Annotated in this window: 22 protein-coding genes; 19 read left to right on the top strand and 3 right to left on the bottom strand. The window is 65.8% G+C overall.

The annotated features are described in order from the left end of the window. Positions 1 to 4 precede the first annotated feature (4 nt). Entirely contained in the window at positions 5 to 973 is a 969-nt protein-coding gene (gene holA, locus GO707_RS01080) for a DNA polymerase III subunit delta (protein WP_157011644.1), read from the top strand. Here holA and GO707_RS01075 read toward each other — a convergent pair. Continuing rightward, positions 963 to 2,096 (bottom strand): MBL fold metallo-hydrolase, encoded by a 1,134-nt coding sequence (locus GO707_RS01075; RefSeq protein WP_157011642.1) that lies wholly within the window; start codon positions 2,094 to 2,096, stop codon positions 963 to 965. The genes holA and GO707_RS01075 overlap by 11 nt on opposite strands. Before the next feature lie 178 nt (positions 2,097 to 2,274). After that, positions 2,275 to 2,799, bottom strand: a complete 525-nt coding sequence (gene rpsT / locus GO707_RS12505; RefSeq protein ID WP_157011640.1) for a 30S ribosomal protein S20 — start codon at positions 2,797 to 2,799, stop codon at positions 2,275 to 2,277. A gap of 389 nt (positions 2,800 to 3,188) precedes the next feature. Here rpsT and lepA point away from each other — a divergent pair, with 389 nt between their 5' ends. Beyond that, positions 3,189 to 4,994: a translation elongation factor 4 gene (gene lepA / locus GO707_RS01065; protein ID WP_157011638.1), complete on the top strand. Its 1,806-nt coding sequence runs from the start codon at positions 3,189 to 3,191 to the stop codon at positions 4,992 to 4,994. 9 nt (positions 4,995 to 5,003) lie between these two features. Here the strand turns inward: lepA and GO707_RS01060 are convergent, their stop codons facing one another. Next, a complete protein-coding gene (locus tag GO707_RS01060) occupies positions 5,004 to 5,651 on the bottom strand; it encodes a flavodoxin family protein (RefSeq protein WP_302223143.1) in 648 nt (215 codons plus the stop codon). Between the two features lie 100 nt (positions 5,652 to 5,751). Between GO707_RS01060 and GO707_RS01055 the strand changes: the two genes are divergently transcribed. The 17 genes from GO707_RS01055 to dapA all read left to right on the top strand — a co-directional run bounded on the left by GO707_RS01055 (position 5,752) and on the right by dapA (position 24,674). Continuing rightward, entirely contained in the window at positions 5,752 to 5,934 is a 183-nt protein-coding gene (locus GO707_RS01055) for a hypothetical protein (RefSeq protein ID WP_157011634.1), read from the top strand. A 2-nt stretch (positions 5,935 to 5,936) separates the two neighbouring features. Further along, entirely contained in the window at positions 5,937 to 6,908 is a 972-nt protein-coding gene (gene dusB / locus GO707_RS01050; RefSeq protein ID WP_302148388.1) for a tRNA dihydrouridine synthase DusB, read from the top strand. Between the two features lie 231 nt (positions 6,909 to 7,139). Next, complete coding sequence (gene hemW / locus GO707_RS01045; protein ID WP_302148386.1) at positions 7,140 to 8,312, top strand: radical SAM family heme chaperone HemW; 1,173 nt, start codon at positions 7,140 to 7,142, stop codon at positions 8,310 to 8,312. Positions 8,313 to 8,645: 333 nt separating this feature from the next. Beyond that, entirely contained in the window at positions 8,646 to 9,656 is a 1,011-nt protein-coding gene (hrcA, locus tag GO707_RS01040) for a heat-inducible transcriptional repressor HrcA (RefSeq protein WP_114539045.1), read from the top strand. Between the two features lie 57 nt (positions 9,657 to 9,713). Next, the gene (gene dnaJ / locus GO707_RS01035; protein WP_114539046.1) at positions 9,714 to 10,862 is read left to right on the top strand and encodes a molecular chaperone DnaJ; all 1,149 of its coding nucleotides are present in this window, start codon (positions 9,714 to 9,716) and stop codon (positions 10,860 to 10,862) included. 11 nt (positions 10,863 to 10,873) lie between these two features. Further along, the gene (locus GO707_RS01030) at positions 10,874 to 11,695 is read left to right on the top strand and encodes an RsmE family RNA methyltransferase (RefSeq protein ID WP_114539047.1); all 822 of its coding nucleotides are present in this window, start codon (positions 10,874 to 10,876) and stop codon (positions 11,693 to 11,695) included. Next, positions 11,688 to 12,926 carry a MiaB/RimO family radical SAM methylthiotransferase gene (locus GO707_RS01025; protein ID WP_114539048.1) on the top strand — a complete coding sequence of 413 codons (1,239 nt, stop codon included), beginning with the start codon at positions 11,688 to 11,690 and terminating at the stop codon, positions 12,924 to 12,926. Before GO707_RS01030 ends, GO707_RS01025 begins: the two co-directional genes overlap by 8 nt. Before the next feature lie 424 nt (positions 12,927 to 13,350). Then, positions 13,351 to 14,310 (top strand): PhoH family protein, encoded by a 960-nt coding sequence (locus GO707_RS01020; RefSeq protein ID WP_114539049.1) that lies wholly within the window; start codon positions 13,351 to 13,353, stop codon positions 14,308 to 14,310. 3 nt (positions 14,311 to 14,313) lie between these two features. Then, positions 14,314 to 14,802 carry an rRNA maturation RNase YbeY gene (gene ybeY, locus GO707_RS01015; RefSeq protein ID WP_114539050.1) on the top strand — a complete coding sequence of 163 codons (489 nt, stop codon included), beginning with the start codon at positions 14,314 to 14,316 and terminating at the stop codon, positions 14,800 to 14,802. A gap of 19 nt (positions 14,803 to 14,821) precedes the next feature. After that, complete coding sequence (locus GO707_RS01010; RefSeq protein WP_227069531.1) at positions 14,822 to 15,247, top strand: diacylglycerol kinase family protein; 426 nt, start codon at positions 14,822 to 14,824, stop codon at positions 15,245 to 15,247. A 66-nt stretch (positions 15,248 to 15,313) separates the two neighbouring features. Further along, the gene (gene era, locus GO707_RS01005; protein WP_114539171.1) at positions 15,314 to 16,234 is read left to right on the top strand and encodes a GTPase Era; all 921 of its coding nucleotides are present in this window, start codon (positions 15,314 to 15,316) and stop codon (positions 16,232 to 16,234) included. A gap of 128 nt (positions 16,235 to 16,362) precedes the next feature. Then, entirely contained in the window at positions 16,363 to 18,636 is a 2,274-nt protein-coding gene (locus GO707_RS01000; protein ID WP_157011632.1) for a PASTA domain-containing protein, read from the top strand. A gap of 15 nt (positions 18,637 to 18,651) precedes the next feature. Next, positions 18,652 to 19,419 (top strand): DNA repair protein RecO, encoded by a 768-nt coding sequence (recO, locus tag GO707_RS00995; protein ID WP_227069529.1) that lies wholly within the window; start codon positions 18,652 to 18,654, stop codon positions 19,417 to 19,419. 243 nt (positions 19,420 to 19,662) lie between these two features. Then, the gene (gene rpsO / locus GO707_RS00990; protein ID WP_022739929.1) at positions 19,663 to 19,950 is read left to right on the top strand and encodes a 30S ribosomal protein S15; all 288 of its coding nucleotides are present in this window, start codon (positions 19,663 to 19,665) and stop codon (positions 19,948 to 19,950) included. A gap of 160 nt (positions 19,951 to 20,110) precedes the next feature. Next, positions 20,111 to 22,330 (top strand): polyribonucleotide nucleotidyltransferase, encoded by a 2,220-nt coding sequence (locus tag GO707_RS00985; RefSeq protein ID WP_157011630.1) that lies wholly within the window; start codon positions 20,111 to 20,113, stop codon positions 22,328 to 22,330. A gap of 393 nt (positions 22,331 to 22,723) precedes the next feature. Beyond that, entirely contained in the window at positions 22,724 to 23,491 is a 768-nt protein-coding gene (gene dapB, locus GO707_RS00980) for a 4-hydroxy-tetrahydrodipicolinate reductase (RefSeq protein ID WP_157011628.1), read from the top strand. 280 nt (positions 23,492 to 23,771) lie between these two features. Then, entirely contained in the window at positions 23,772 to 24,674 is a 903-nt protein-coding gene (gene dapA / locus GO707_RS00975; protein WP_157011626.1) for a 4-hydroxy-tetrahydrodipicolinate synthase, read from the top strand. The last annotated feature ends 71 nt before the right edge of the window (positions 24,675 to 24,745 follow it).

Below are 24,745 nucleotides of genomic sequence, written 5' to 3'. Positions count from 1 at the left end.
GGTTATGAGCGACAGCCAACATACCGATCTCCTTCCCGCCTATTTGGCCGTGGGAGAGGACGCCCTCAAGCGCGAGGCGGTCATCGCCCGTCTCAAGGCGCGCCTGGGCACGATGGGCGATATGGCCTTCAACTCCGACGAGTTCGACGGGGAGTCGGCCGAGGGCGCCGCCATCGCCGCGGCCTGCAACACCATGCCCTTCGCCAGCCCCGTGCGCCTCGTCTACGTGCGCAACGTCGACAAGCTGAAGAAGGCCGACGCCGAGGAGCTCGTCAACTACCTGAAGGCTCCCAGCGCCACCACGGTGCTCGCCTGCGAGGCGGAGAAGCTCGCCCGGAACACGCGGCTGTACAAGGCCCTCGCCGCCGCTGGCCCCAAGGCCGTCATCGACTGTGCCCCGCCCAAGAGCTGGGAGCTGCCCAAGCGCGTCCGCGCCATGGCCTGCACCCACGGCATCACGCTTACCGAGGGGGCGGCCTCGGCTCTGGTGGAGCTCGTGGGTGAGAACACCGTGCACCTCGACAACGAGCTGAAGAAGATCGCCCTGGCCCACGGCACCGGCGAGGGGGTGGGGGAGCGCGAGGTGCGCGCGCTGGTAGCCCGCACTTCCGAGGTGAAGCCGTGGGATTTCACAGCCGCCTTCGCCGAGCGAAACCTCGGAAAGTGTCTCGCCCTCAGATCCAAGATGGAGAGCACCTCGCCCCATGTGCTCATAGCTCTGTGCACCACGCGGCTGCGCGAGCTCATGGCGGCCCAGTCCATGGCCCGTCGCGGCAACCCGCGCGGTCTCGCCAAGGCCCTCGGCGCGCCCGACTGGCGCGTGAAGAACCACGGCGCGTGGGCGCGCCAATGGCGTCCCGAGGAGCTGCGCCGGGCGCTCGCCTCTTCTCGCGACGCCGAGCAGGCCATGAAGAGCGGCAGCGATCCCGACGAGGTCTTCTACCGCTGGCTCGTGGAAACCCTCAAGCGCTAGCTAGCCGCCCCGGCGCCAAGGCCAGGTTCTTGCGGTCGTAGGGCATGCGGAAGTAGTACTCATGCCCGCAGATTCCCTGCAGGATGCGGCCCTCGCGCACAAGGTAGATGAGATGCGCCAGCGTCTCGCCCATGGAGAAGTACTTCTGATCGAGCGGCCAGCTCTTCCAATCGGGGTAGCGCCACGTGGCATGCTGGGAAATCTGAACGATGTCGTCGTGACCGCCGGCCACCAGCTCGTAGATCTCCTCCAAGCGCTTGCGGTGGTGCTCGATGAGGAAGTCGACCCGCTCGCCCATGCCGGTGAAGGGCTTGCCGTGGGCCGGCAGTACCAGATCGACATCGTAGCCCCTCACTTTCTCAAGGCTATCCAGGAACTCCGCCAATGCGTTGTAGGCAGAAAACCACGACGATACCGACGGCGTGATGCGCTCCAGAACATGATCGCCGGACAGGAGGATCTTGTGGGCGGCCTCGTAGAGGCAGATGTGCCAGGGATCGTGGCCCGGCGTCTCGATCACCTCGAACTCGAACTCGCCGAGACTCAGGCAGTCGCCATCGGCCAGATACGTCATGATCGGGTAGGTGGAAAGCGGCAGAAGCTCCGCCGACACGTGCAAACGCGGCCCCTCCTCGCCGAAGGTCATGTCTTGCTGCTGCTCGGAAGTGGCCGCTTGAAGGAGCAGCGGACCATAGACGTTGCCCTCCATCTCCATGAGGTTCTTCACCTCTTGGAAGGAGTGCAGGTTCGCGAGCACCGGCATGCCCTCGCGCCAAATGCGGTCGAGGTTGCCCGTGTGGTCGGGATGCGAATGGGTGAGCACCACCTGCACCTTGTCCCAGGAGCGCCCGAGGGCGGCCAGGGCATCGCTTAGGGCCTGCTCGCAATCCGGATGGTTGAAGCCCACGTCCACGATGGTGGTGGTGCCGTCGTCGTCCAAAATGAAATAGGAGTTGAGGGCGTGCAGCGGGTTGTGGGGAAGGGGCACGCGCACCAGGTAGAGGTTGGGGTAGATGAGCACCGGCTTGCCGAATTCGGCGTTGCGGGCCGTCTCCGCCGCCAGCACTGCGCCCTCGTCGGGCGTGATGCGCCCCCGCTCGCGGGCTCCGACCGTCTCTGCCATGTTGGCTCCTTCCGCGCTGGGCCCTCATCGGGCGGTTTCGTGTCTCGTTTTCTATTGTAAATAAAGGGTTCGTTCCTGCAACGGAAAACCGCCGTCTTGTAGGCAGGTTGATCCCATGAAAAAGCGCCGCCCCAAACGGGACGGCGCTTCGGATCGCGAAGTCAGCGGAGCGCGCAGGCTACTCGGCGGCTTCCTCGGCCGGAGCCTCCTCAGCCTCGGCGGCAGCGGCCTCAGCCTCGGCCTTGGCGGCCTCCTCGGCCTCCTTGGCCTTGCGCTCGGCGGCCTTCTTCTCCTCCTTCAGCTGCTTCTCGCGGCGCTTCGCCTTCTCCTCGGAAGCGGCGGCCATGGCGGCCTTGCGGGCGGCCTTGGCCTCGGCCTTCTTGGAGCCGGTCTTCTGCGGCTTCGGCGCCGGCTTCTCGTAAGCGGCGATATCCTCGGCGGTCACCACGGTGTTGGCCAGGCGCATGATGCCGCTCTTGCGGTTGGCGGCCTGGTTCTTGTGGATGACGCCCTTGGAGGCGGCCTTGTCCATCAGACGGCAGGCCTCGCAGGCGAAGGCGTAGGCGTCCTTGCCGTTGCCCTCGGCCACGGCGTCCTTGACGTGACGGACGGCGGTCTTCAGCTCGCTCTTGACGGCGCGGTTGCGCATACGACGCTTCTCGTTGGTAATGATGCGCTTCTTCTGGGACTTGATGTTAGCCATGAATGCTAGCCCTTTCTGGTTCGGTCGTTTCCCATCTTCGGTGGTATCCAACGACACGAACGCGCGGCGGTATACCCCGCTGCGGGCCATCGTGCGAATCGGAAAGCGGCGGGATTTCTCCGCTTCCTCAGCCCCGAGACCGAATGCCTCGGAAAGCCGCCAGCAATCGTAATCTTAAAGCGCAGCCACGTCTGCAGATTTGGCGGTGGAATCACCGCGTGCACGTATCGCTGGATACACAATGCGGTAGAATACCAAAGATTCCCGTGAGCGCGGCGAAGAAAGTGGTCTTGCGGCCCCGAATCTTCGCGAGACGCACACATTGGGAGGGGAGAGGGGCCTCGCGGGCCCGCTCGCCCGGTAAGACCGCCGCCGATAAGAAAGACATTATGACCCACGAGCTTTCCCATATCCGCAACTTCTCGATCATCGCGCACATCGACCACGGCAAGTCCACGCTCTCCGACCGCATCCTGGAGCTCACGGGCACGGTGGCCAAGCGCGACATGCAGGCCCAGCTACTCGACTCCATGGATATCGAGCGCGAGCGCGGCATCACCATCAAGAGCCAGGCCGTGCGCGTCAGCTACACCGCAGACGACGGCGAGACCTACCAGTTGAACCTCATCGACACGCCGGGCCACGTGGACTTCACCTACGAGGTCTCCCGCAGCTTGGCCGCCTGCGACGGAGCCGTGCTCGTGGTGGACGCCACCCAAGGCGTGGAAGCGCAGACGGTGGCCAACGCGATGCTCGCCATGAACGCCGATTTGGAGATCATCCCGCTCATCAACAAGATCGACCTGCCGGCCGCGGAGCCCGAGCGCGTGAAGGCCGAGATCGAAGATGGCCTGGCCATTCCCGCCGACGACGCGGTGCTCGCCTCGGGCAAGACCGGCGAGGGCGTCCACGATCTTCTGGAAGCCGTGGTCTACAATATCCCTGCCCCCACGGGCAACGGGGAGGCGCCCCTGCGCGCGCTCATCTTCGACAGCTACTTCGACGCCTACCGCGGCGTGGTGGCCCTCATCCGTGTGGTCGACGGGCACATCAAGAAGGGCGACAAGATCCGCATGATGGCCACGGGCACGGAAACGCTCGTGGAAGAGGTTGGCGCGCGGCACCCCCAGGAGGTGCCCGAGGAGGCGCTTTATGTGGGCGAGGTGGGCTACCTCGTCACGGGCCTCAAGGACGTGAGCCAGGTGAAGGTGGGCGACACCATCACCGTGGCCGACGGCGGCGTGAACGAGCCGCTTCCCGGCTACCGTGAGGCGAAGCCCATGGTGTTCACAGGTCTCTTTCCCATCGACGGCGACCAGTACGAGCCTTTGAAGGAGGCGCTGGAGAAGCTGTCGCTGAACGACCCGGCGCTCGTGTGGGAGCCCGAGACCTCCCACGCCCTCGGCTTCGGCTTCCGCGTGGGCTTCCTGGGACTTCTGCACATGGAGGTCATCAAGGAGCGGTTGGAGCGCGAGTTCGGGCTGGACCTTCTGGCCACGGCGCCCTCGGTGGAGTACCACGTGTACCTCAAGGGCGGCGAGATGGTGTCGCTCCACTCGCCCCAGGAGATGCCCGACCCCGGCTCCATCGATCACGTGGAAGAGCCCTATCTGAAGGCGAAGATCCTCATCCCGCCCGACTACGTGGGCGCTGTGATGGATCTGGCCGTGGGTCGGCGCGGCAACTTCGTCACCATGAACTACCTCTCCCAGACCACCGTCGAGATGCTCTGGGAGATCCCCTTATCCGAGCTCATCCTGGACTTCTTCGACAAGCTGAAGTCGAACACCAAAGGTTACGCGTCCCTCGACTACGAGATGGACGGCTACAAGCCCTCGCAGCTCGTGAAGTTGGACATCCTGCTGTCGGGCAAGCCCATCGACGCCCTGTCGTTCATCGTGCACAAGGACAAGGCCTACGACCGCGGGCGCGTGCTCTGCGACAAGCTGAAGGAGATCATCCCGCGCCAGATGTTCGAGGTGCCCATCCAGGCGGCCATCGGAGGTAGGGTGCTCGCGCGCCAGACCGTGAAGGCCAAGCGCAAGGACGTGCTCGCCAAGTGCTACGGCGGCGACATCACCCGCAAGCGCAAGCTTCTGGAGAAGCAGAAGGCCGGCAAGAAGCGCATGAAGGCCATCGGCAACGTGGAAGTGCCCCAGGAGGCCTTCATGGCCATTTTGAAGGTGGATGAGTAGGGGAAAAGCCTATCCCTCCAGCAGGTCCTCGCGGACGACGTTGGTCATCACCTTGGGCTCAAGCTCGGGCGGGTTGATGCCGGCGGCGCGGCCCGCTTCGATGCACTTGAGCATCCAGGCCATGTTGCGGCCGAGCACGCGCATGGTGTGCAGGCCCTCGCCGTCGCCCTGCGCCTCGCCGGGGTTGCGCCCGTAGGCAATGTTCCAGTAGGAGCTGGACACAATGGGCTGGCAGTTGATCTGGAAGTACTTGTTGATCTGGTCGGCCGCCTCGATGGCCCCGGCCCGGCGCGCCACAGCGACGCCGGCGGCCGGCTTCATGCGGAAGTTCGTGCCGCCGGCGTAGAACATGCGGTCCATGAGCGCCCGCAGCGATCCGGCCATACCGGCGTAGTATACCGGCGACCCCACGATGAAGCCATCGCACTCGGCGGCCTTGGCGATGAGCTCGTTGCAGCAGTCCTCGGCGAACACGCAGTGCTTATCGCCGGTCTTGCCGCAAATGCCGCAGGCGATGCACCCGCGGATCTCCTTGTTGCCGATCCAGACGAGCTCGGTTTCCACGCCCTCGGCCTCAAGGGCGGCGGCCGCTTCCTCCAGCGCCCGGTTCGTGTTGCCCTTCCAGCGCGGGCTCCCGTTGATGAGCAGTACCTTCACGATCGTCTCCTCTTCTTGTGATCTTGCCGCGACCGCGGCGCGCATCCATTAAACTATGCTCATTCTACACCGTTAAACGCAGCAGTCGAAAGAAGCACCGATGGCCAAGGAACAAGAAGACTACGACTGGATCAACGACCCCTTCGACGAGAAGAAGATCACCGAGGAGCGGGAGCGCATGGGCATGAGCGGCACGTCCAAGACCTTCGTGGGCGTCGGGTGCCTTCTGTTCGTGCTCGGTTTCATCGTGCTCATCGGGCTTTTGCTGTTCGGGATTCTGTAGCTGTGGAGGGACTCTTCGGGAAATACCGGGTGCTGCTGGCGCCCATGGCCGGTGTGTCCGACATCGCTTTCCGGACGCTGTGCCGCGAGGCGGGGGCCGACATGGCCTTCACGGAGATGGTGTCAGCCAAGGGGCTCTCCTTTGCCAACGAGAAGACGCGGCATCTGCTGGCGCTCGCCGGCGGCGAGTCCCAGGTGGCCGTGCAGCTGTTCGGCCACGAGCCGGAGGTGATGGCCTCCCAGGCCGCCTGGATCGAGGACGAAATGGGGGAGAGCCTGGCCTACCTGGACATTAACATGGGGTGTCCCGCCCGTAAGATCGTGTCGAAGGGGGACGGCTCGGCTCTTATGAAGGAGCCCGATCTGGCCGCCTCCGTCGTGCGGGCCGTGAAGGGCGTCGTGGAGCATCCGGTCACGGTGAAGTTCCGCCGGGGCTGGGCGGAAGGCGACGAGACGGCGCCGGCCTTCGCGCGCCGTATGGAGGAGGCCGGGGCCGACGGGGTCACGGTGCACGGGCGGTTCGCCGAGCAGCTGTACCGGGGGAGTGCCGACTGGGGCGTCATCGCTCGCGTGCGCGAGGCGGTGTCCGTGCCCGTCGTGGGCAACGGCGACATCCGCAGCGGAGCCGACGCCATGCGCATGGCGGTCGAGACCGGCTGCGACGCGGTGATGATCGCCCGGGGCGCCGAGGGCAACCCATGGCTGTTCTCCCAGGTTCAGGCCGCTCTTGCCGGCGAACCCGAACCTGCGCCGCCCACGGTTGAGGAACGCATTGCCATGGCGCGCCGCCATGCGGAGCTGCTCACCCATCGCGAGGGGCGCAACATCGTGCGCATGCGCAAGCACGCCATGTGGTACATGGCGGGTCTCCCCGGCGCCGCCCAAGCCCGCGGCCGCATCAACTACTGCACAACGCTTTCGGACTTCGACGCGGTGTTCGACGAGCTTCTGGAGATTGCCCGGGAGCGTTCGTGATTTGTCCGTCTCGCGCCAATATCGCTCCGATTTCCTGCTGTCCATCTCGCATCAGGGTTGTCCGTCCGACGCTAGGAGGCATTGCAATTCGCTCAGACAGTCTTCGCCGGTATCGAAGGCGACAGGGTTCAATTTCCCGCATATCGCCGCGCCTTCGACACCGTCTGCGGAACTCGCTCGGTTGCAACGCCTCCTATCGTCGGACTACCCAGCCGGAAAGAGAGGTCTGTCGTGGCTTATGACCCTTATAAAGCACTGTACCTGCATATTCCGTTCTGCGTGAAGCGGTGCGGGTACTGCGATTTCGCCACTTCGGCGGTAGAACGGGACTCGCCGATTATTGACGAGTACGTGGAATCGCTCGTGATGGATATTCGCCGAGCCTCGAGGGAGGGGAAGCTCGGAGCCATTGAGACGGTGTATCTGGGCGGGGGGACGCCGAGCTATATCGGCATGAGACGACTTTCGATGCTTCTTTATGCGCTGTCGATGTCGATGCATCTCGAACCCGAGGTCGAGTGCACGATGGAGGCGAACCCCGAAAGTCTTACGGCGCCCATGGTGCGGGATATCTGGGCGCTCGGGGTGAACCGGCTCTCCCTTGGCGTGCAGTCCTTCGACGACGAGGGGCTGCGCATCCTGGGCCGCGCCCACGACGCCGAGGCTGCCCGGGCGGCGGTGCGCGCGGCCCAGGAGCGCTTCGAGAACGTATCGGTGGATCTGATGTGCGGCATCCCGGGTCAGAGCGAGGAGTCCTTCGCGGAAAGCGTGCGGGAGGCGGTGGCGCTCGGCGCGAACCATGTGTCGGTGTACCCGCTGACCATTGAACCCCATACGCCCTTCGATGCCGCCATTATGCGGGGCGAGATGCTCGAGCCCGACGAGGATGCGGAAGCGGCGGCCATGGAGGAGGCTCAGCGCATCCTGGAGGACGCGGGCTTTCACCGCTACGAGGTGGCAAGCTACGCGAGGCCCGGGTTCGAGAGCCGCCACAACACGGCCTACTGGACGGGCAAGCCCTACCTGGGGCTGGGGCGCTCGGCCGTCACCATGACCCAGAACGCCGAGCGTCGCATGCGGGTGCAGGACGGACAGGTGGTGGATGACCTGGACGCGCGGCAGATGGCCGCCGAAGACCTCATGCTGGGCATGCGCATGGCCCGCGGCGTCTCCGACGAGCGGGTGGCGCGGGCGGCGGCGGTCATCGACGGCACCGAAACGGGTGGGGGCACGCGGTTGGCCGCAGCGGCCTTTGAGACCGAGGGCGGCTCGGTCCTCGTCGCCTTCGATGAACTGGCCGACCTGGGCCTGGTCGAACACGCGGACGGCCGTTGGCGCCCCACCGACGCCGGCTGGCTCTGTGGCAATGAGCTCTACGGCCGCCTCCTCGACCTCGCCCCGTAAGCCAACCCATCGTCCCTGCTTCGCATACCACCTCCGTAGGGGGCGACCTTGGTCGCCCCTTCTCAACGCCGAAAATCTTTCTTTCTCGGGAGGGCGGTGCAAGCACCGCCGCTCGAGAACGGGCGATCCTCTCGAAGAGGGCAGACCGAGGTCTGCCCCTACAGAAGCAGTGCACCAGGGGCACAGCCGCCTTCTGTCGGCGGTTGTGTGTCGCTTGCGTCGAGATGGGCGCTTCCATTAGCACTCTCGCCTTGCGGTTGCTAAAATGGCGTCAACAACGGAAGGTTCCGCGCCCGACGCGCGGGACGAGGCGGGAAGGCGAGAGGAGCGGATATGCTGTCGGAGAGGCGCCAGAGAGTGCTGCGCGCGCTGATCGAGGACTACATCGAGTACGCGCTCCCCGTGGGCTCGCGTACCCTGACCGAGCGGCACCGCCTGGGCGTGAGCCCCGCCACGGTGCGCAACGACCTCTCTGCTCTGGAAGACGCCGGCTTCATCCAGCAGCCGCACACCTCTGCCGGGCGCGTGCCCACCGACGCCGGCTACCGCACCTTCGTCGACGAGCTGCTCTCGTCGGGATTGGCCGAGGAGGAGCGCCCGCACCAGGCCATGGTTGACGAGCTGCGCGCCTCGGCCTCGGAGCTGGACGCGCTCATGGAACGCACCTCGGCGGCCCTCGCGCGGCTCACCAACTGCCTGTCCATTGTCATGGCGCCCTCGGTGCTCGCGGGCCGCATTCGTCAGATCACGCTGGTGTCGCTTTCGCCCTGGCAGGCCATCGTCATCGTGGTGGCCGAGGACGGCCAGGTGGTCAACCGCACGGTCACCTTCGCCGACGAGGTCTCCGCCGACGAGCTGGCAGGTGCCCAGAACCTGCTGAACCGGGTGCTCGCCGGGCACTCGGCCCGCGACGTGCGCCGCTCCATGGACGCCGGCACCGTAGAGGCCCTCAGCGACCCGCTCGTGCAGCTCATCATCGACGAGGTCATAGAATGCTTGGGCGAGTCCGAAAGCGCTCGTGCCCACAGCCTCGGTGTCTCGGCGCTTCTGCGCCAGCCGGAGTTCAGCGATTCGAAGGCCCTGCTGCCGGTCATAGAAGTGCTGGAGGACGACCGCGTGCTGCTGAACACCTTCGACGAGGCCGCCGCGGAAGGGGGGCCGGTCATGGTGCGCATCGGGCACGAGAACCCCGCCTCGGAGCTCGCCGGTGTCTCTATCGTGGCCTGCCCCTATGGGCGCGGCGAGTCCGAGGGCGTCGTCGCCGTCATCGGCCCCACCCGCATGAACTACGAGCGCGCCATCCGCGCCGTCCGCGCCGCCCAGTGCGCGCTGCACGGCGAGTAGACGTGCGTTACCCAAGAATACGGAAGAACGAACGAAGAAAGGCAAGATTCACCTATCATGGCCGCAACTAAGGACCTCTACGAAATCCTCGGCGTCTCCCGCGACGCCTCCGAAGCCGAGATCAAGAAAGCATTTCGCCATAGGGCGCGGGAGCTGCACCCGGACGTGAACAAGGCACCGGATGCCGAAGACCAGTTCAAGGAGCTGAACGAGGCCTACGACGTGCTGTCCGACCCCCAGAAGAAGGCCCAGTACGACCGCTTTGGCACGATTCCCGGCGCGGCGAGTGGCGGCGGCCCCTACGGCGGCGTCGGCATCGATTTCGAGGACTTGTTCGGTGGCGGCTTCGGCGGCATGGGTGATATCTTCTCCACCTTCTTCGGCGGCGCGGCCGCAGGCGGCCGCCAGGTGCGCAAGGACGGCCGCGACATGGGCGTGGGCATCCGCATCACGCTGAAAGAGGCGGCGACCGGCGAGAAGAAGGAGATCGTGTACGACCGCCTGGCGCCGTGTCCCGATTGCGACGGCACGGGCCTGGGCGAGGACGGCAAGGAAGTGACCTGCGAGGAATGTCACGGTACCGGTCGGGTCGTCACCGTGCAGCACACCTTCTTGGGCGACATGCAATCGGCCACCACGTGCCCCGCCTGCCACGGCACCGGCACGGTCATCGACAACCCGTGCCCCGAGTGCGAGGGCCAGGGGCGCGTGCCCGACCGCCAGCGCGTCTCGGTGGAGATCCCCAAGGGCATCCGCGACGGCCAGCAGCTGCGCATCCACGGCTTCGGCGAAGCGGGCATGCAGGGTGCGCCGGCCGGCGACCTCATCGTCACCGTGCGCATCGCCCCCGACGAGTTCTTCGAGCGCGACGGCGACAACCTGCACTGCAAGCTCGTGGTTCCCATGGTGCAGGCGGCGCTCGGCGCCGATATCGAAATCGACGGCATCTACGAGGACGAGAAGGTCACGGTTGCCATCCCCGAGGGCTGTCAGAACGACCAGATCGTGCGCGTGAAGGGCTTCGGCATGCCGCGCCTGAAAAGCGACGCTCGCGGCGATTTGTTCGCGCACATCGCCGTGGAGGTGCCGAAGAAGCTCTCCAAGCGCGAGCGCGAGCTTTTGGAGGAGCTGGCCGAGGAGATGGGCGAGGACGTGAACGAGGAGAAGCGCTCGCCCTTGCAGAAGCTCCGCGACATTTTCGAGTAGGACTACTGATCATGTCGTTGCCGCGCTTCTTCCTGGAAAACCAAGTGCTCGCTGCCGAAACGGAGGCAGTGTTCCCGCTGCGCCTGGCACTCGACGACGCGAAGCACGCGCGGGTGCTCCGGCTGGCGGCGGGGGAGCACATCGCCGTGATCGACGCCGACCAGGATTACTTCGAATGCGAGATCGTCGATTTTGCGGACGAGCTGCCGCTCGTGTCCATTGCGCGTCATGAAGACGCGAGCGAGGCCGGCCCGCAAGTGATTCTGCTGCAGGGCCTGGCCAAGGGCGACAAGATGGAGACCGTCATCCGCCATGCCACCGAGGTAGGCGTGGCGGCCTTCGTCCCCCTTGCCTGCGCCCGCTCCATCGTGAAGCTGGACGGCAAGAAGGCGGCTGCGAAGACGGAGCGGTGGCGGGCCATCGCCAAAAACGCAGCCATGCAATCGGGGCAGGCCCGGGTGCCGGAGGTCGTCGAGCCCGTCTCCGTGCGCGAGGCGGCCGCGATGCTCGGCCAGGCGACGGCCGTGCTCGTGTGCTGGGAAGAGGCGCCCGAGACAGCGAGTCTGAGCGAAGCCGTGCACGATGCGCTCCTCGCGACGTGCACGCCGGCCGCTGACGCCCGCATCGCCGTGGTCGTGGGCCCTGAGGGGGGCCTCGCCGAGGAGGAGGTGCGCTGCTTTCTCGGCTGCAACGCCCGCGCGCGCCTCGTGACCCTGGGCCCGTCCATCCTGCGCACCGAGACCGCCGGCATCGTGGCCCCGGCGCTGGTGCTCTACGAGCTGGGCGGCATGGGGAATCGGCCCTCTCCCACTTACGAGGGCAACCGTGGGTAGGGTCCTCTTCGGCTACACGGTCGTGAACTTGGGCTGCAAGGTGAACCGCGTGGAGGCCGACGGTTTCGAGCGGCTGCTCGCGGAACGCGGGGGAGTGCCCGTTGGAGAGGCGGCGGCCGATCTCATCGTCGTGAACACCTGCACGGTCACCGGCGAGGCCGAGAAGAAGACCCGCAAGGCCGTGCGCCATGCCCTGTCGACCAACGACGGCGCACGCGTCGTCGTCACGGGATGCGCGAGCGAGCTCTCGTCGGAGACCTTCGCCGCTATGGATGATCGCGTCGTTGTCGTACCCAAGGCAGGCGCGGATCTCTATCTCAGCGAGTTGGAAATGAGCGGCACAGCTCCTTGCGAAACGCCTGAATCTTTCCCGGCATCGCCCGCCGATGGCCGCACGCGCATCGGCATCAAAGTGCAGGACGGCTGCGACAACGCCTGCACCTACTGCATCGTGCACGTGGCCCGCGGCCGCGCGACGAGCCGACCGGCCGACGAGGTGGTGGCCGAGGCGGTGGCCCTCGCTGAATCCGGCGTCCGCGAGGTCGTACTCACCGGCATCAACCTGGGCTCTTACGACGACGGCGGGACGGATCTGACCGACCTATGTCGCCGCCTTCTAACGGCCACCGCCGATCTGCACGGCGCGGGCGAGCCTCCCTGCCGCTTCCGCATCGGCTCCATCGAGCCTATGGACGTGACCGGCGAGTTCGTCTCTCTCCTCGCCGAGGCTGAGGGCCGCATCTGCCGCCATCTTCATCTGCCCTTGCAGTCCGGCTCGTCCCGGGTGCTGCGCGAGATGGCGCGCCCCTACGACGCCCACGAGTTCCGCCAGCTGGCCGACTTCCTGCGGGCGAGCGTCCCCTCCATCGCGCTGACCACCGACATCATCGTGGGCTTCCCCGGCGAGACCGATGAGGACTTCGAGGACACCTGCGCGCTCGCTCGCCACGTCGGCTTCTCGAAGATCCACGTGTTTCCCTACTCCAAGCGAGAGGGAACGCCCGCGGCCGCCCGTGCAGACCAAGTGCCGCCCGAGGCGAAGGCCGCCCGCACCGCCCGCCTGCGCGCGCTTTCCGACGAGCTCGCCGCCGCCGACCGCGCCTCTCGCGTCGGCACCGTCGAACTTGCCCTCGTGGAAACCCCCGAGACGGCCACCGCCGAGAGCTACCACGAAGTGCCTGCTCCTGCAGGTGCCAAGATCGGCTCTCTCGTCCCGGCGAAAGTAGGATAGCCGCGCAGCAGGGACGACTCTTCTTCCCGAAACGCGCTCCAGATTAAGGCTCGCGCCGCACGAGTGACCTTTTCGGTCGACGAACACCTCTCCTTCTGCATGAGATCTCGAGTTGTAAGCGTCTGGGGGACGCACTGGACTCGGCTATTCAATAGCCTATTTGGAAAACACCTGGTCACAGCAGTGCTGGCAACAGCGACGCTTTCCACCCTGAACAACTGCGCACGCGTAGACGCTTACAACTCGATATCTCGTGCAATTTCGGGGCAGTTCGTCGACCGAAGCTTGGCCGGAAGTTGACTGAGGTTTAGTTTTGGTTGAAGCGCGCTAACGGTCGAGTGCCGATGGGGTTTGGCTGCGACATCGATGGGAGTTTTGGAGCAGGCGCACAACAGATCGCACAAGATAGGTTACAATAACCGGCATGACTGATTTGATGCAGACAACGCTCACGGTGCCCGGCGGGGTGGACATGGCCCTCGTCGTCGGTGCCTCCGACGAGATTCTCCACGTGCTGGAGGAGTCCTTCGACGCTCGGCTCACCGTGCGGGGCGATCGCATCGTCATCGAGGGGAACGCCGTGGAGGTGCAGCAGCTCACCGCGCTGTTCGCCGACCTGTTCAAAACGGTGGAGGAAGGGCAGGCCCCCGACACCGACTCGGTGCGCCGTTCCGTCGAGCTGCTCCGCCAGGCGGAGTTCGCCCCCGCCGCCCTGCGCGACGATGTGCTGCTCACCTACCGGGGCCGGGCCATTCGACCGAAGACCGCCGGTCAGAAGCACTACGTCGACGCCATCCGCGACAACACGGTCACTTTCGCCATAGGGCCGGCCGGCACGGGCAAGACCTACCTGGCCATGGCCATGGCGGTGGCGGCCTTGAAGCGCAAGGAAGTCGGCCGCATCGTGCTGTCGCGGCCCATCGTGGAGGCCGGCGAGAACCTCGGCTTTCTGCCGGGCACCCTCTTCGAGAAGGTGGATCCCTACATCCGACCGCTCTACGATGCGCTGTACTCCATGTTCGATCAGGAGCGAGCGAATGCCCTCATCGAGAACGGCACCATCGAGATCGCCCCTCTCGCCTTCATGCGCGGGCGCACCTTAAATGACGCCTTCATTATCTTGGACGAAGCCCAGAACACCACGCCCGAGCAGATGAAGATGGCACTGACGCGCTTGGGGTTCGGTTCGAAAATCGTCGTCACCGGCGACATCTCTCAAATCGATCTGCCCCGCGGGGAGAGCGGCCTTGTGCAAGTGCGCTCCGTCCTCGAGGGCATCGACGACATCGCGTTCTGCGATCTTTCCGGCAAAGACGTCGTGCGCCACTCTTTGGTGGCGACCATCGTGGCCGCCTACGAGCGCGCGGCGGGAAAGGCAAGATAGCCCATGGAAATCCTCATCACCTACGGACATCGCGAGGAAGACCTCGCCTCCCTTCCCATTCGCGACCTGGCCCTGTTCGTGCTCGAGCGCGAGGGGAAGCCCATCAACACGGAGGTCTCCATCAGCTTTGTGGACGATACGGCCATGGCCGAGCTGAACGAGCGCTTCCGCGGTATGGAAGGACCCACCGACGTGCTCTCCTTCGAATGCGACAACATCGACGACGACATCACCGCCGCCGACGGGCCGAGCTGCCCGGTCTACGAACTGGGCGACATCATCGTCGCGCCCGACGTCGCGGCGCGTCAGAGCACCGAGTTCGGCAACTCCTTCGAGCAGGAAGTGTCGCTGCTCATCGTTCACGGGCTTCTGCACCTGTGCGGCTACGATCACATCGTGGACGAGGAGGCCGAGGTCATGGAGGCCCGCGAGCGCGAGCTGCTCACGGCCTGGACCGAGCGCGACCTGCCCGCTGTCTCCGAGAACCGCTGAGCGCTTGAGGGGCAGCCCGTTGACCGGCGACGATAAGATGAGGCCGCTCGTGCGCAGAGCGGGGGAGAGCCGCCGGTGCGGGGAGGGGCGCTTCCCGCTTGTGTGCGCCTTTCGCTGCGCGGCCGCCGGCGTCGCCTACGCCTTTCGCTCTCAACGCAACCTGAAGATCCAGGTGGTCTTGGGTCTTGCCGCCGTCGCGGCCGGATTCGCCCTGGGCATCAGCCGCGTCGATTGGCTCGCCATCGTGCTCTGCATCATCGTCGTGTCCGTGGCCGAGGTGGTGAACACCGCCATCGAGTCGGCGGTCGATCTCGCCTCGCCCGAATGGCACGAGCTGGCCCGCGCGGCCAAGGACGCGGCGGCCGGGGCGGTGCTTTTGGCCTCAGCGGGCTCGGTAATTGTCGGGCTCATCGTCTTCTCGCCCTATGTGCTCGACCTCCTCTAACGCACGACGCCCCACCTCTTCGAAAGGAATTTCATGGATCTCGACGCCTACTTCGCTGAAAATCCCATGGGGGGCTCGTTTCCCACCAATCCCGACTTCAAGAGCGGGTTCGTGACGCTGGTCGGTCGCCCCAACGCCGGGAAGTCGACGCTTCTTAACGCCATCATGGGCAAGAAGATCGCCATCACATCGAACACGGCCCAGACGACGCGCCACCGCTTCCGTGCCGTGCACACCACCGACGACGTGCAGATGATCATCGTGGACACACCCGGTCTGCACAAGCCTCAGGACGCCCTCGGCGAGGAGCTGAACACGAGCGCCATCAAGGCTTTGGAGGATGTGGACGTCGTGGCCATGCTCATCGATGCGTCCAAGCCCATCGGGCGCGGCGACGAATGGGTGGCCGCCCAGGTGCGCGCTGCCAAGGGCTCGGCGAAGATCTGCGTGCTCTCCAAGACCGACCTGGCGAGCGATGCCGAGATCAGCGCCCAGCGCGAGGCGGCCGAGAAGCTCTGCGACTGGGACGCCATGGTGGCGCTCTCGGCCGAGACGGGCCGCAACGTGGACGCCTTCGTAGAGGAGGTGCAGTTTCTTCTGCCCGAGGGCCCGGCGTGGTTCCCGGCCGACATGGAGACCGACCAGCCGCTGGAGGTCATGGTGGCGGAGTTCATCCGCGAGAAGATCCTGCGCAACTTCTTCGACGAGGTGCCCCATGCCATCGGGGTCGCCGTGGAGGAGATGGAATTCGAGAAGCCGAACCTCTACCGCATCTACGCGGTCATCTATGTGGAGCGCGACAGCCAGAAGGGCATCATCATCGGCAAGCGCGGGGCAGCCATCAAGCGCATCGGCACCGAGGCCCGCAAGGACTTGGAGCTGCTGCTGGGGGCGAAGGTGTTTTTGGATCTGTCGGTGAAGGTGCGCAAGAACTGGCGCCGCGACGCCAACCAGATCCGTCGCTTCGGCTACGGGGAAGGGGCCTAGGCGCCTGTCGGACCCTCGCTGACTTCCTTGGGCGAACCAGTAACTTTGTTGTTGCTGGATATGGGGGCTATATTCAGAATAATCGGGTACAATTTTCCTTATCTGTGCAATCAATGAGGAGAACGTCGATGAAATGCCCTCACTGCTCATTCGATAATCGTGACGACGCCGCGTTCTGCGAGAACTGCGGCGAAGTGTTCGTGGCCGCCTCGGCGAAAGTGTCGGTGCCTCCCGTGGTGGAGGTGCCCCCGGTCGTGCGCGTGCCCGACGTCGCCCCGGCGCCTTCCAAACCGGCGCCGCGGGCCTCGGTGGCCGATCTGGTCGATCCAGTGCCCGACGGCCCCGATGTCCCCGACCTGTCCGGCTTCGAGCGGCTGGTCGACTCAAGTTACGTTCCGCCGGCGGCCACTCAGGCCGGTGACACGGCCGAGATCCCGCGCATCAACGAGGAGCACGTGCCACGCGCCCGCAGCTACGCCATGGGACCGACGGAGAAGGAGCTGCGGCGCCGCGACCGCCAACAGAAGAAGCTCGCGAAGAAGTTTTCGAAGATGCAGGAGAAGGAGGAGGCCCGCAAGGCCAAGGAGCTCCTGCGGGCCGAGAAGGAGCGCCTGCGCGCCGAAACGGCTGCGGAGAAGGAGCGTTTGCGCGCCGCCGAGGCCGAGGCCCGCGAGCAGCGGCGGATAGCCGAGGAGGAGGCCCGCGAGGCCCGGCGCGCTGCCGAGGCTGCCGAGCGGGAAGAACGCGAGCGGCTTGAGCAAGAGCGGGTGGCTGCCGCGACAGCAGCTGTGGCCGTGGCAGCCGAGACTGCCGAGATGGAAGAAACGCCTGAATTCACGACGCCCGGCGAGGATGCCCCTGTTGCTGAGAACGAGGCCTCCAAGGCTGGCGATGCGTCCGGTGTCGCCTTCGGTGCGATTCCTGGCGCCGTCGCCGGCTTCGCAGCTGCAGATGCAACCGCCAAGGACGACGATCTCGACGAAGTGCTGTCCAGCGGGGACGAGGTAGTGAGCCTGTTCGAGCGGTCGGGCAAGCGTCCGGCGCGCATGGGCTCCCATGCGGCGCGGCCCTCCGTGAATCGTCAGGGCCGCGGTCGCTCCCGTAAGAGCCAGGATGAGGCGGGGGCGACTCCGGAGACCCCGGTGGTGCAAGAGGCACCGCAAGCGTCGCCCAATGAGTCGGCCGACGCTTGCGCCGCCGAGGAAACGGCTCTCATGGAGGCCGCCTCCGCCATTGTCGTCGCCGACCAGGCGGCAGTCACGACTGCCGAGGCCGAGGAAGCGCTCACGCCCCGGGCCACCGGCGAGCTGGCCTTCCCCTCGACCATCGAGGAGGAAACCCCTGAGCTGGAATCTTCCATAGGTTTCTCGGCGCCCGAAGAGGCCGCGCCGGTTCGCGATGGCGCCGATGGGGAGGCTCCCTTCCCAGGGCCCTCCGCACGGCCCCCGCGCGCCAAGGGCCCGATCATCGCCGCCGCATGCATCGCCCTGGCCGTGGTGCTGGCGGCCGTAGCGGGTGGTACCTATATGGCCGAGCTGTGGGGCGGCAAGACCATCCCCGAGGTAGTGGGCCTCTCCCAGCCCGAGGCGGTCGACGCCTTGGCAGCCAAGGGGTTCGTTGCGCAGGCCGTCGAAGTGAAGTCCGACGATCCCCAGGGCACGGTGCTCTCGAGCGATCCCGAGCAGGGGCATCGCGCGGAAGAGGGCAGCACCGTGACGCTCTCCGTGGCCGTACCGCGCATCGTGCCGGCCATCGTGGGCGCCACCAGCGAAGAGGCCGCCCAGGCTCTGGAGGCCGAAGGGTTCACGGCGGTCACCTACACCGAGGAGAAGTCGAACGAGGCCGCGGGCACCGTGCTGGCCGTGAGCCCGGAAGCGGGCACGGAGGCGAAATCCGGCGACGCTATCACCGTCACCGTGGCCGTTCCCTACACCGTACCCGATGTGGAGGGCATGTCCGAAGCCGACGCCAAGGCCGCGCTTCAAGCCGAGGGCTACGAGGTGACGAGCGAGTGGTACACCACCGAGGACATCGAGGAGGGCACCGCCGTCTCCACCGACCCGGCCGCCGGCAGCGAGCTGAACTCCGGCTCCGAGGTCACGCTGTATGTCGCCCACTCCCGCGGCACCGAGCTGGTGGACCTCACCCGCGAGATCCTGCCCGGAGCCAACCTCACCAACGACGAGGGCAGCTTCAAGGTGGAGAACATCAAGAGCTGCACCTACCGCGGCGACGGCGAGGTGCTCTACACCGTGGAGGCGCGCCAGTACGAGGTGGTCACGATGCCCTTCGGCCTGGGCCAGGAAACGGTGTTCGCCAAGAAGCTCACCACCATCGAGGGCGGCATCGTGTGGAACGACGACAACGAGGTCTCCTACGCCAGCCCCTCCATCCGCTACTAGGCGCGGGGCGGCTTCGTGGCGCAACCGACCTACTCCCTGCGCGCTCTCGTGCTGCGCCGTACGAAGCTGGGGGAGAGCGACCTCATTCTCACGCTGCTTTCCGAGGACGGCAGCCAGAAGCGGGCCGTAGCCAAAGGGGCCCGGCGGCCCAAGAGCAGCTTCGCGGCGCGCACCGAGCCCTTTTGCGTCATCGACGCCCTGTGCGCGACGGGCCGAAGTCTCGACATTCTGAAGGAGGCGCGGCTCGTCGCGGCCCATGACGCCTTGCGCTGCAACCTCGAGGCCTCTGCGGCCGCCGCGCCCGTAGCGGAGCTGCTCGCCCGCATGAGCCAGCGCGACCTCGCCAACCCGCGCCTGTTCCAGTCGGCGATGCGCATGCTGGACGCCATGGACGGCGCCGATGACAGCCACCGTGCGGCGCTTTCGGCCGCCGAGCTGTTGAAGATCCTCGCGTTCTCGGGCCTGCGACCGAGCCTCGAGATCTGCGTTGGCTGTGGCGAGCCGGTGGCCCTCACCGAGGGCGCCCGCCTCCCGTTCTCGGCTGCAGGCGGCGGCGTGCTCTGCGAGAGCTGCCGGGGTTTGGACGAATCCGTGCTTGTGGATGCCGGCACCCTCTGCTGGGCGCAGTACTTCCTCACAACCCCCTTCGACGCCATTGCAGAAGGGCCGGCCGACCTTTCGGCCTCCTTCGCCGTGCTGCACCTCGTGCAGGATCTCGTCCGCGCCCATATCGGAAGCTCGCTGAAGTCCCTCGAGTTCCTCTTCACGAGCGGCTTGTTCTAGTGTCGCACCGCTTTTTCGCAGTGCTCATCCAGCCCCAATATGCAGAAACCGTGTCGCTCGCGGAAACCTTGGGCGAGGCGCGCCGCAAGTGCCCTATACTGGGCGGGCTGCCAAAACGGCGGCGCAATTCGCCTTTGGTTCCCACGGACCACTTCCATGGCTACCCAAGGCGGATGAAAACGGTATGCCGCCCACAGGCGGTGAAGACGGGGGAGACCCCCGGGAAAGAAAGGTGGACCAGTTATGGCCAGCAAGCTCAGCATCTCCAAGGAGCGCACCGCGGAACTCATCAAGGAGTTCGGCAAGAACGATCAGGACTCCGGTTCCGCCGAGGTTCAGGTCGCCATCCTCTCGGAGCGCATCCGCAACCTCACCGAGCACCTGAAGACGCACAAGAAGGACAACCACACCCGTCGCGGCCTCATGATGCTCATCGGTAAGCGCCGCGGTATGCTGAAGTACATCAAGGAGCGCAACATCGAGGAGTACCGCGAGCTCATCAAGAAGCTCGGTATCCGCGACAACATCTAGCTCGAGCATGTACGGGGCCCCGCCTGGGGCCCCGTTTTCTGCTATAAGCGGTCGGAAGCGCATGAGGTGCCGACGGTCGCGGGGGCGGCGAATGTAAGTAGCCGCGCCCGAAGAAGTCCTCCGCAATGAGGCGGGGGAGTTGAAGAGAAAGAAAAGCGTTATGACGAAAATTGTCGAAGAATTCGAGTTGTACGGCAAGCAGTACCGTCTCGAGACCGGCGAGCTGGCCAAGCAGGCCACCGGCGCTGTGCTCGCGACCTGCGGTGCCACGAGTGTGCTCGTGACCGCCGTCGTCTCCAGCCAGGAGAAGGACTACGACTTCTTCCCGCTCACGGTCGACTACATCGAGAAGATGTACGCTGTGGGCCGCATCCCCGGCGGCTACCTGAAGCGCGAGGCGAAGCCCTCCGACCACGGCACCCTCGTGGCCCGCATGGTGGACCGCCCCATCCGCCCCGGGTTCCCCGACGGCTACAAGAACGAGGTGCACATCGTGGCCACCCCGTTCGTCATCGACGGCGAGAACCTGCCCGACACCATCTGTGTGGCCGGCGCCTCTGCGGCGCTGCTCGTGGGCGGCGCCCCCTTCGACGGCCCGGCGGCCTGCGTACGCATCGGCCGCGACATCGAGACCGGCGAGTTCATCGTGAACCCCACCAACTCCGAGCAGGAGAACTCCGATCTGGAGCTCACCATCGCCGGTACCGCCGACTACATCTCCATGGTGGAGGCCGGCGCCGCTGAGATCTCCGAGGAGGACATGCTCGCCGCCATGACCTTCGGTCAGGAGGCCATCGCCGCCTTCTGCGAGAAGCAGGCTGCCTTCCTCGCCAAGGTGAACCCGACGCCCATGGACTACACCATCCACGCTGCCGACCCGTCCGTGGCCGAGCGCGTCGACGCCCACCTCGACGAGATGTCCGCGGCCCTGAAGGACGCCGACAAGGCCGCCCGTATGCAGAAGGTGGAAGAGCTCAAGTCCTCCATCATCGAGAATGACTTCACCGAGGAGGAGCGCACTACCTGGGGAAGCGACATCAAGGCGGCCCTCAAGGCCCTCGAGAAGCGGGCCATGCGCGCCATGATCCTCGAGACCGGCGAGCGCGTCGACGGCCGCACCCCCGAGGAGATCCGCCCGCTGTACATCGTGCCGGGATACCTGCCCCGCGTGCACGGCTCGGGCCTGTTCCAGCGCGGCCAGACCCAGGTCATGTCCGTGTGCACCTTGGGAATGCTCAACGAGTGGCAGCGCCTCGACACCATCTGGCCCGAAGAGGGCAAGCGCTACATGCACCAGTACAACTTCCCGCCCTACTGCACCGGCGAGACCGGACGGATGGGTGCGCCTAAGCGCCGTGAGGTGGGCCATGGTGCCCTGGCCGAGCGCGCGATTGCTCCCGTGCTGCCCGACACCGACACCTTCCCCTACGCCATCCGCGTGGTCTCCGAGGTGCTGGAGTCCAACGGTTCCTCCTCCATGGCCTCCACGTGCGGAAGCTGCCTGGCTCTGATGGACGCCGGCGTGCCGATCTCCGCGCCCGTCTCCGGTGTGGCCATGGGCCTCATCAAGGAGGGCGACGACGTGGTCATCCTCTCCGACATCCAGGGCATCGAGGACTTCCTCGGCGACATGGACTTCAAGGTCTGCGGCACCCCTAACGGCATCACCGCCCTGCAGATGGACAACAAGGCCAAGGGCCTGTCCGTCGAGATTTTGGCCCGCGCCCTGAAGCAGGCCCACGAGGGCCGCGCCTTCATCCTGGCCGCCATGCTTGAGACCATCGACGGCCCGCGTGCCGAGATGAAGGAGACCGCGCCGCGCATCGAGACCATCAAGATCCCCGTGGACAAGATCCGCGACGTCATCGGTTCCGGCGGCAAGGTGGTTCGCGGCATCCAGGAGGAGACCGGCGCCTCCATCGACATTCAGGAGGACGGCACCATCCACGTGGGCGCCGTCTCCGGCACCGCCATGCAGGCGGCCAAGGACATGATCCTCGGCATTGTGAAGGAGCCCGAGGTGGGCGAGGTCTTCGAGGGCGAGGTCGTCGGCATCAAGGACTTCGGCGCCTTCGTGAAGCTCACGCCGGGCAAGGACGGCCTGCTCCACATCTCGCGCGTGGCCAACGGCCGCGTCGGCAAGGTGGAGGACGTGCTGAGCCTGGGCGACATCGTGAAGGTGGAAGTGCTCGAGATCGACCCGAAGACGGGTAAGATTTCGCTGGACCGCCTGGACAAGCCGGACGCGCCGGCTTCCGCGTCCCCGGCTCCGCGCGACAAGGGCGAGCGTCACGAGCGCCGCGAGCGTCGGGAGGACAACCGTCCCGGCCGCGCCGGCCGCACGCCGCGTCGTCGCCACGAGAGCGGCAGCAGCAACTAGCGTTTTATGGAAAGGGTCGCGATTGCGGCCCTTTCTTGTTGCAATCGGAATCCGCTACGCCGGCACCGTCCTGTAGGGGCAGACCTTAGTCTCCCCTAACGCCCCAGCGAAAGAGAAACCGGGGATGCCTAGATGGTTCGGATTGCTTAGGTAGAAGTTCACGCCGCGACACTCCCGGAGAGGAGCCAGGGGGCACCTTGATTCGCTCAGACAGTCCTCGCCGGTATCGAAGGCGCGCTAGCTGCATTGCTCCCTGCATCATCGCGCCTTCGATACCGTCTGCGGAACTCGCTCGGTCAAGGCGCCCCCTGTCTCCTCTTCGCTCTCACGTTGTTGCTTTACAATAGCGTTCACGCTTCTTGTTGAATCTGACTGGTGTATGGGAGGTTTCCTATGATTAAGGTTGCGGTGGCGGGTTATGCGGGGCGCATGGGCTCGGCGGTGGTTGATGCGGTAACGGCTGCGGATAACATGAATGTGGTCTGCGGCATCGATCCCCATGCCAAGGAGGCGCCCTTCCCGGTGTTCGACACGCTGGCAGAGGCGCTGGATGCGACGGACGTCGATGTGCTCGTCGACTTCACGCAGCCGAACGTGGTGGCGGGCAATCTCTCGGTGGCGCTGCCGCGGGGGGTCGACTGCGTGGTGGGAACGACGGGGCTTTCCAACGAGACGCTGGAGGGGCTGGCCGCCTCGGCGGCGCCGGGGACGTGTTTGTTCTACGCGCCGAACTTCACCACCGGCGCCGTGCTCATGATGGAGTTCGCGAAGGCCGCCGCGCCCTATTTCCCCGAGGCCGAGGTCATCGAGTACCACCACTGCAACAAGAAGGACGCGCCCTCCGGCACCGCCGTGCGCACCGCCGAGATCATCGCAAAGGCGCGTGCCCCGCGCGTGAGCGAGGCCCCCGGCCGCGAGACCGAGATCGCCGGTGCCGAGGGTGCTCGCGGGGCGCTTATCGACGGCGTGCCCGTGCACTCCGTGCGCTCCATGGGCTTTGTGGCCAGCCAGGAGGTCATCTTCGGCTCGCTGGGCCAAACCCTCACCATCCGTCACGACTCGTGGGATCGCACTTCCTACATGCCCGGCGTCCTGCTGGGCATCCGCAGCGTGGGGGAGCGCGACGGCCTCATCGTCGGCCTTGAGAACTTTATGAATTAGACTCTCAGCCCCCATTCGTTCGCAGACGCCATCCGTAGGGGGCGGCCTTGGTCGCCCCTGTTTTGTCTCGCATGATCGTTCCGCTCGCCTGGGCTGACCAAGGTCAGCCCCTACGGAACAGACGCAAGGGCAGTGCCTGCTTGGGGCAGCACCTTATCCGCGCAGGTTGTGCGTTTGACGGACTTACGGGCGCTCGCGTTTCTCCGTCGAGCCAACCATGGCATAATAGAGCTGTGCTAGGGCAGCCACGCCCCCCGAGTTTGTTTAAGGAGATACTTCCATGGAGTTCAAGCGCGATCCTCGCTTCGGCCGCATGATTCCGGCCATGGTCACCCCGTTCAACGCCGACCTCGAACTCGATCTCGACCGGGCTCAGGAGCTGGCCGACCGACTCGTGCGCGGCGGTGCCGACGCCCTCATCGTCAACGGGACCACCGGCGAGAGTCCCACGGTGTTCTACCCCCAGAAGCTCGAGCTGTTCCGCGCCGTGGTGCGCGCCGTGAACGGCCGTATCCCCGTCATCGCGAACGTCGGCGACAACTGCACGGCCGACACGGTGTACTTCGCCCAGGATGCCGCCAAACAGGGCGTCGACGGCTTCATGTGCGTCGTGCCCTACTACAACAAGCCCCCGCAGGAGGGCCTGTACCGCCACTTCAAGACCATTGCGGATTCCACGGACATGCCCATCATCCTGTACAACATCCCCGGACGCTGCTCCATCAACATGGAGGGCGACACCACCCTGCGCTTGGCCCACAACTGCGACAACGTCGTGGCCATCAAGGAGGCCTCGGGGAACTTCGATCAGATCAAGTACATCATCGACAACGCTCCGGCCGGCTTCGACGTGTACTCCGGCGACGACTCGTCCACCCTCGACATCATGGAGCTGGGCGGCGTGGGCGTCATCTCCACCATCGGCAACGTCGCGCCCGACCGCATGAAGGCCATCGTCGATCTGGCCGCCAAGGGCGAGTGGGATGCGGCTCGTGAGGCCAACGAGGCCCTGATGCCGCTCATGAAGGGCCTGTTCGAGACCTCGAATCCCATCCTCGTGAAAGAGGCCCTGAGCCTTGTCGGCTTCCCCGTCGGCGGCGTGCGCCTGCCGCTCGTGGACGCCACGCCGGAGCAGTCGGCGCGCCTGGCCTCCATCATGCGCGAGGTCGGTGTTCTTGACTAGAATCGTCCACCATTGAAGATGCGACGCCGGCCCGATGCCCTCGGGTCGGCGTTTTTGCGCGTTACTACCTT

It is taken from the genome of Adlercreutzia rubneri (genome assembly GCF_009755265.1).
GTDB classification, from domain to species: domain Bacteria; phylum Actinomycetota; class Coriobacteriia; order Coriobacteriales; family Eggerthellaceae; genus Adlercreutzia; species Adlercreutzia rubneri.
The sequence above is the reverse complement of the archived record's forward strand: the minus strand, read 5'-3'. Positions and strand labels throughout refer to the sequence as shown.

Excerpts from the sequence above, each read along its gene's own strand:
- holA (WP_157011644.1), top strand. The coding sequence starts at position 5 with ATGAGCGACAGCCAACATACCGATCTCCTTCCCGCCTATTTGGCCGTG.
- GO707_RS01075 (WP_157011642.1), bottom strand. The coding sequence starts at position 2,096 with ATGGCAGAGACGGTCGGAGCCCGCGAGCGGGGGCGCATCACGCCCGAC.
- rpsT (WP_157011640.1), bottom strand. The coding sequence starts at position 2,799 with ATGGCTAACATCAAGTCCCAGAAGAAGCGCATCATTACCAACGAGAAG.
- lepA (WP_157011638.1), top strand. The coding sequence starts at position 3,189 with ATGACCCACGAGCTTTCCCATATCCGCAACTTCTCGATCATCGCGCAC.
- GO707_RS01055 (WP_157011634.1), top strand. The coding sequence starts at position 5,752 with ATGGCCAAGGAACAAGAAGACTACGACTGGATCAACGACCCCTTCGAC.
- hrcA (WP_114539045.1), top strand. The coding sequence starts at position 8,646 with ATGCTGTCGGAGAGGCGCCAGAGAGTGCTGCGCGCGCTGATCGAGGAC.
- dnaJ (WP_114539046.1), top strand. The coding sequence starts at position 9,714 with ATGGCCGCAACTAAGGACCTCTACGAAATCCTCGGCGTCTCCCGCGAC.
- GO707_RS01030 (WP_114539047.1), top strand. The coding sequence starts at position 10,874 with ATGTCGTTGCCGCGCTTCTTCCTGGAAAACCAAGTGCTCGCTGCCGAA.
- GO707_RS01020 (WP_114539049.1), top strand. The coding sequence starts at position 13,351 with ATGACTGATTTGATGCAGACAACGCTCACGGTGCCCGGCGGGGTGGAC.
- ybeY (WP_114539050.1), top strand. The coding sequence starts at position 14,314 with ATGGAAATCCTCATCACCTACGGACATCGCGAGGAAGACCTCGCCTCC.
- era (WP_114539171.1), top strand. The coding sequence starts at position 15,314 with ATGGGGGGCTCGTTTCCCACCAATCCCGACTTCAAGAGCGGGTTCGTG.
- GO707_RS01000 (WP_157011632.1), top strand. The coding sequence starts at position 16,363 with ATGAAATGCCCTCACTGCTCATTCGATAATCGTGACGACGCCGCGTTC.
- rpsO (WP_022739929.1), top strand. The coding sequence starts at position 19,663 with ATGGCCAGCAAGCTCAGCATCTCCAAGGAGCGCACCGCGGAACTCATC.
- GO707_RS00985 (WP_157011630.1), top strand. The coding sequence starts at position 20,111 with ATGACGAAAATTGTCGAAGAATTCGAGTTGTACGGCAAGCAGTACCGT.
- dapB (WP_157011628.1), top strand. The coding sequence starts at position 22,724 with ATGATTAAGGTTGCGGTGGCGGGTTATGCGGGGCGCATGGGCTCGGCG.
- dapA (WP_157011626.1), top strand. The coding sequence starts at position 23,772 with ATGGAGTTCAAGCGCGATCCTCGCTTCGGCCGCATGATTCCGGCCATG.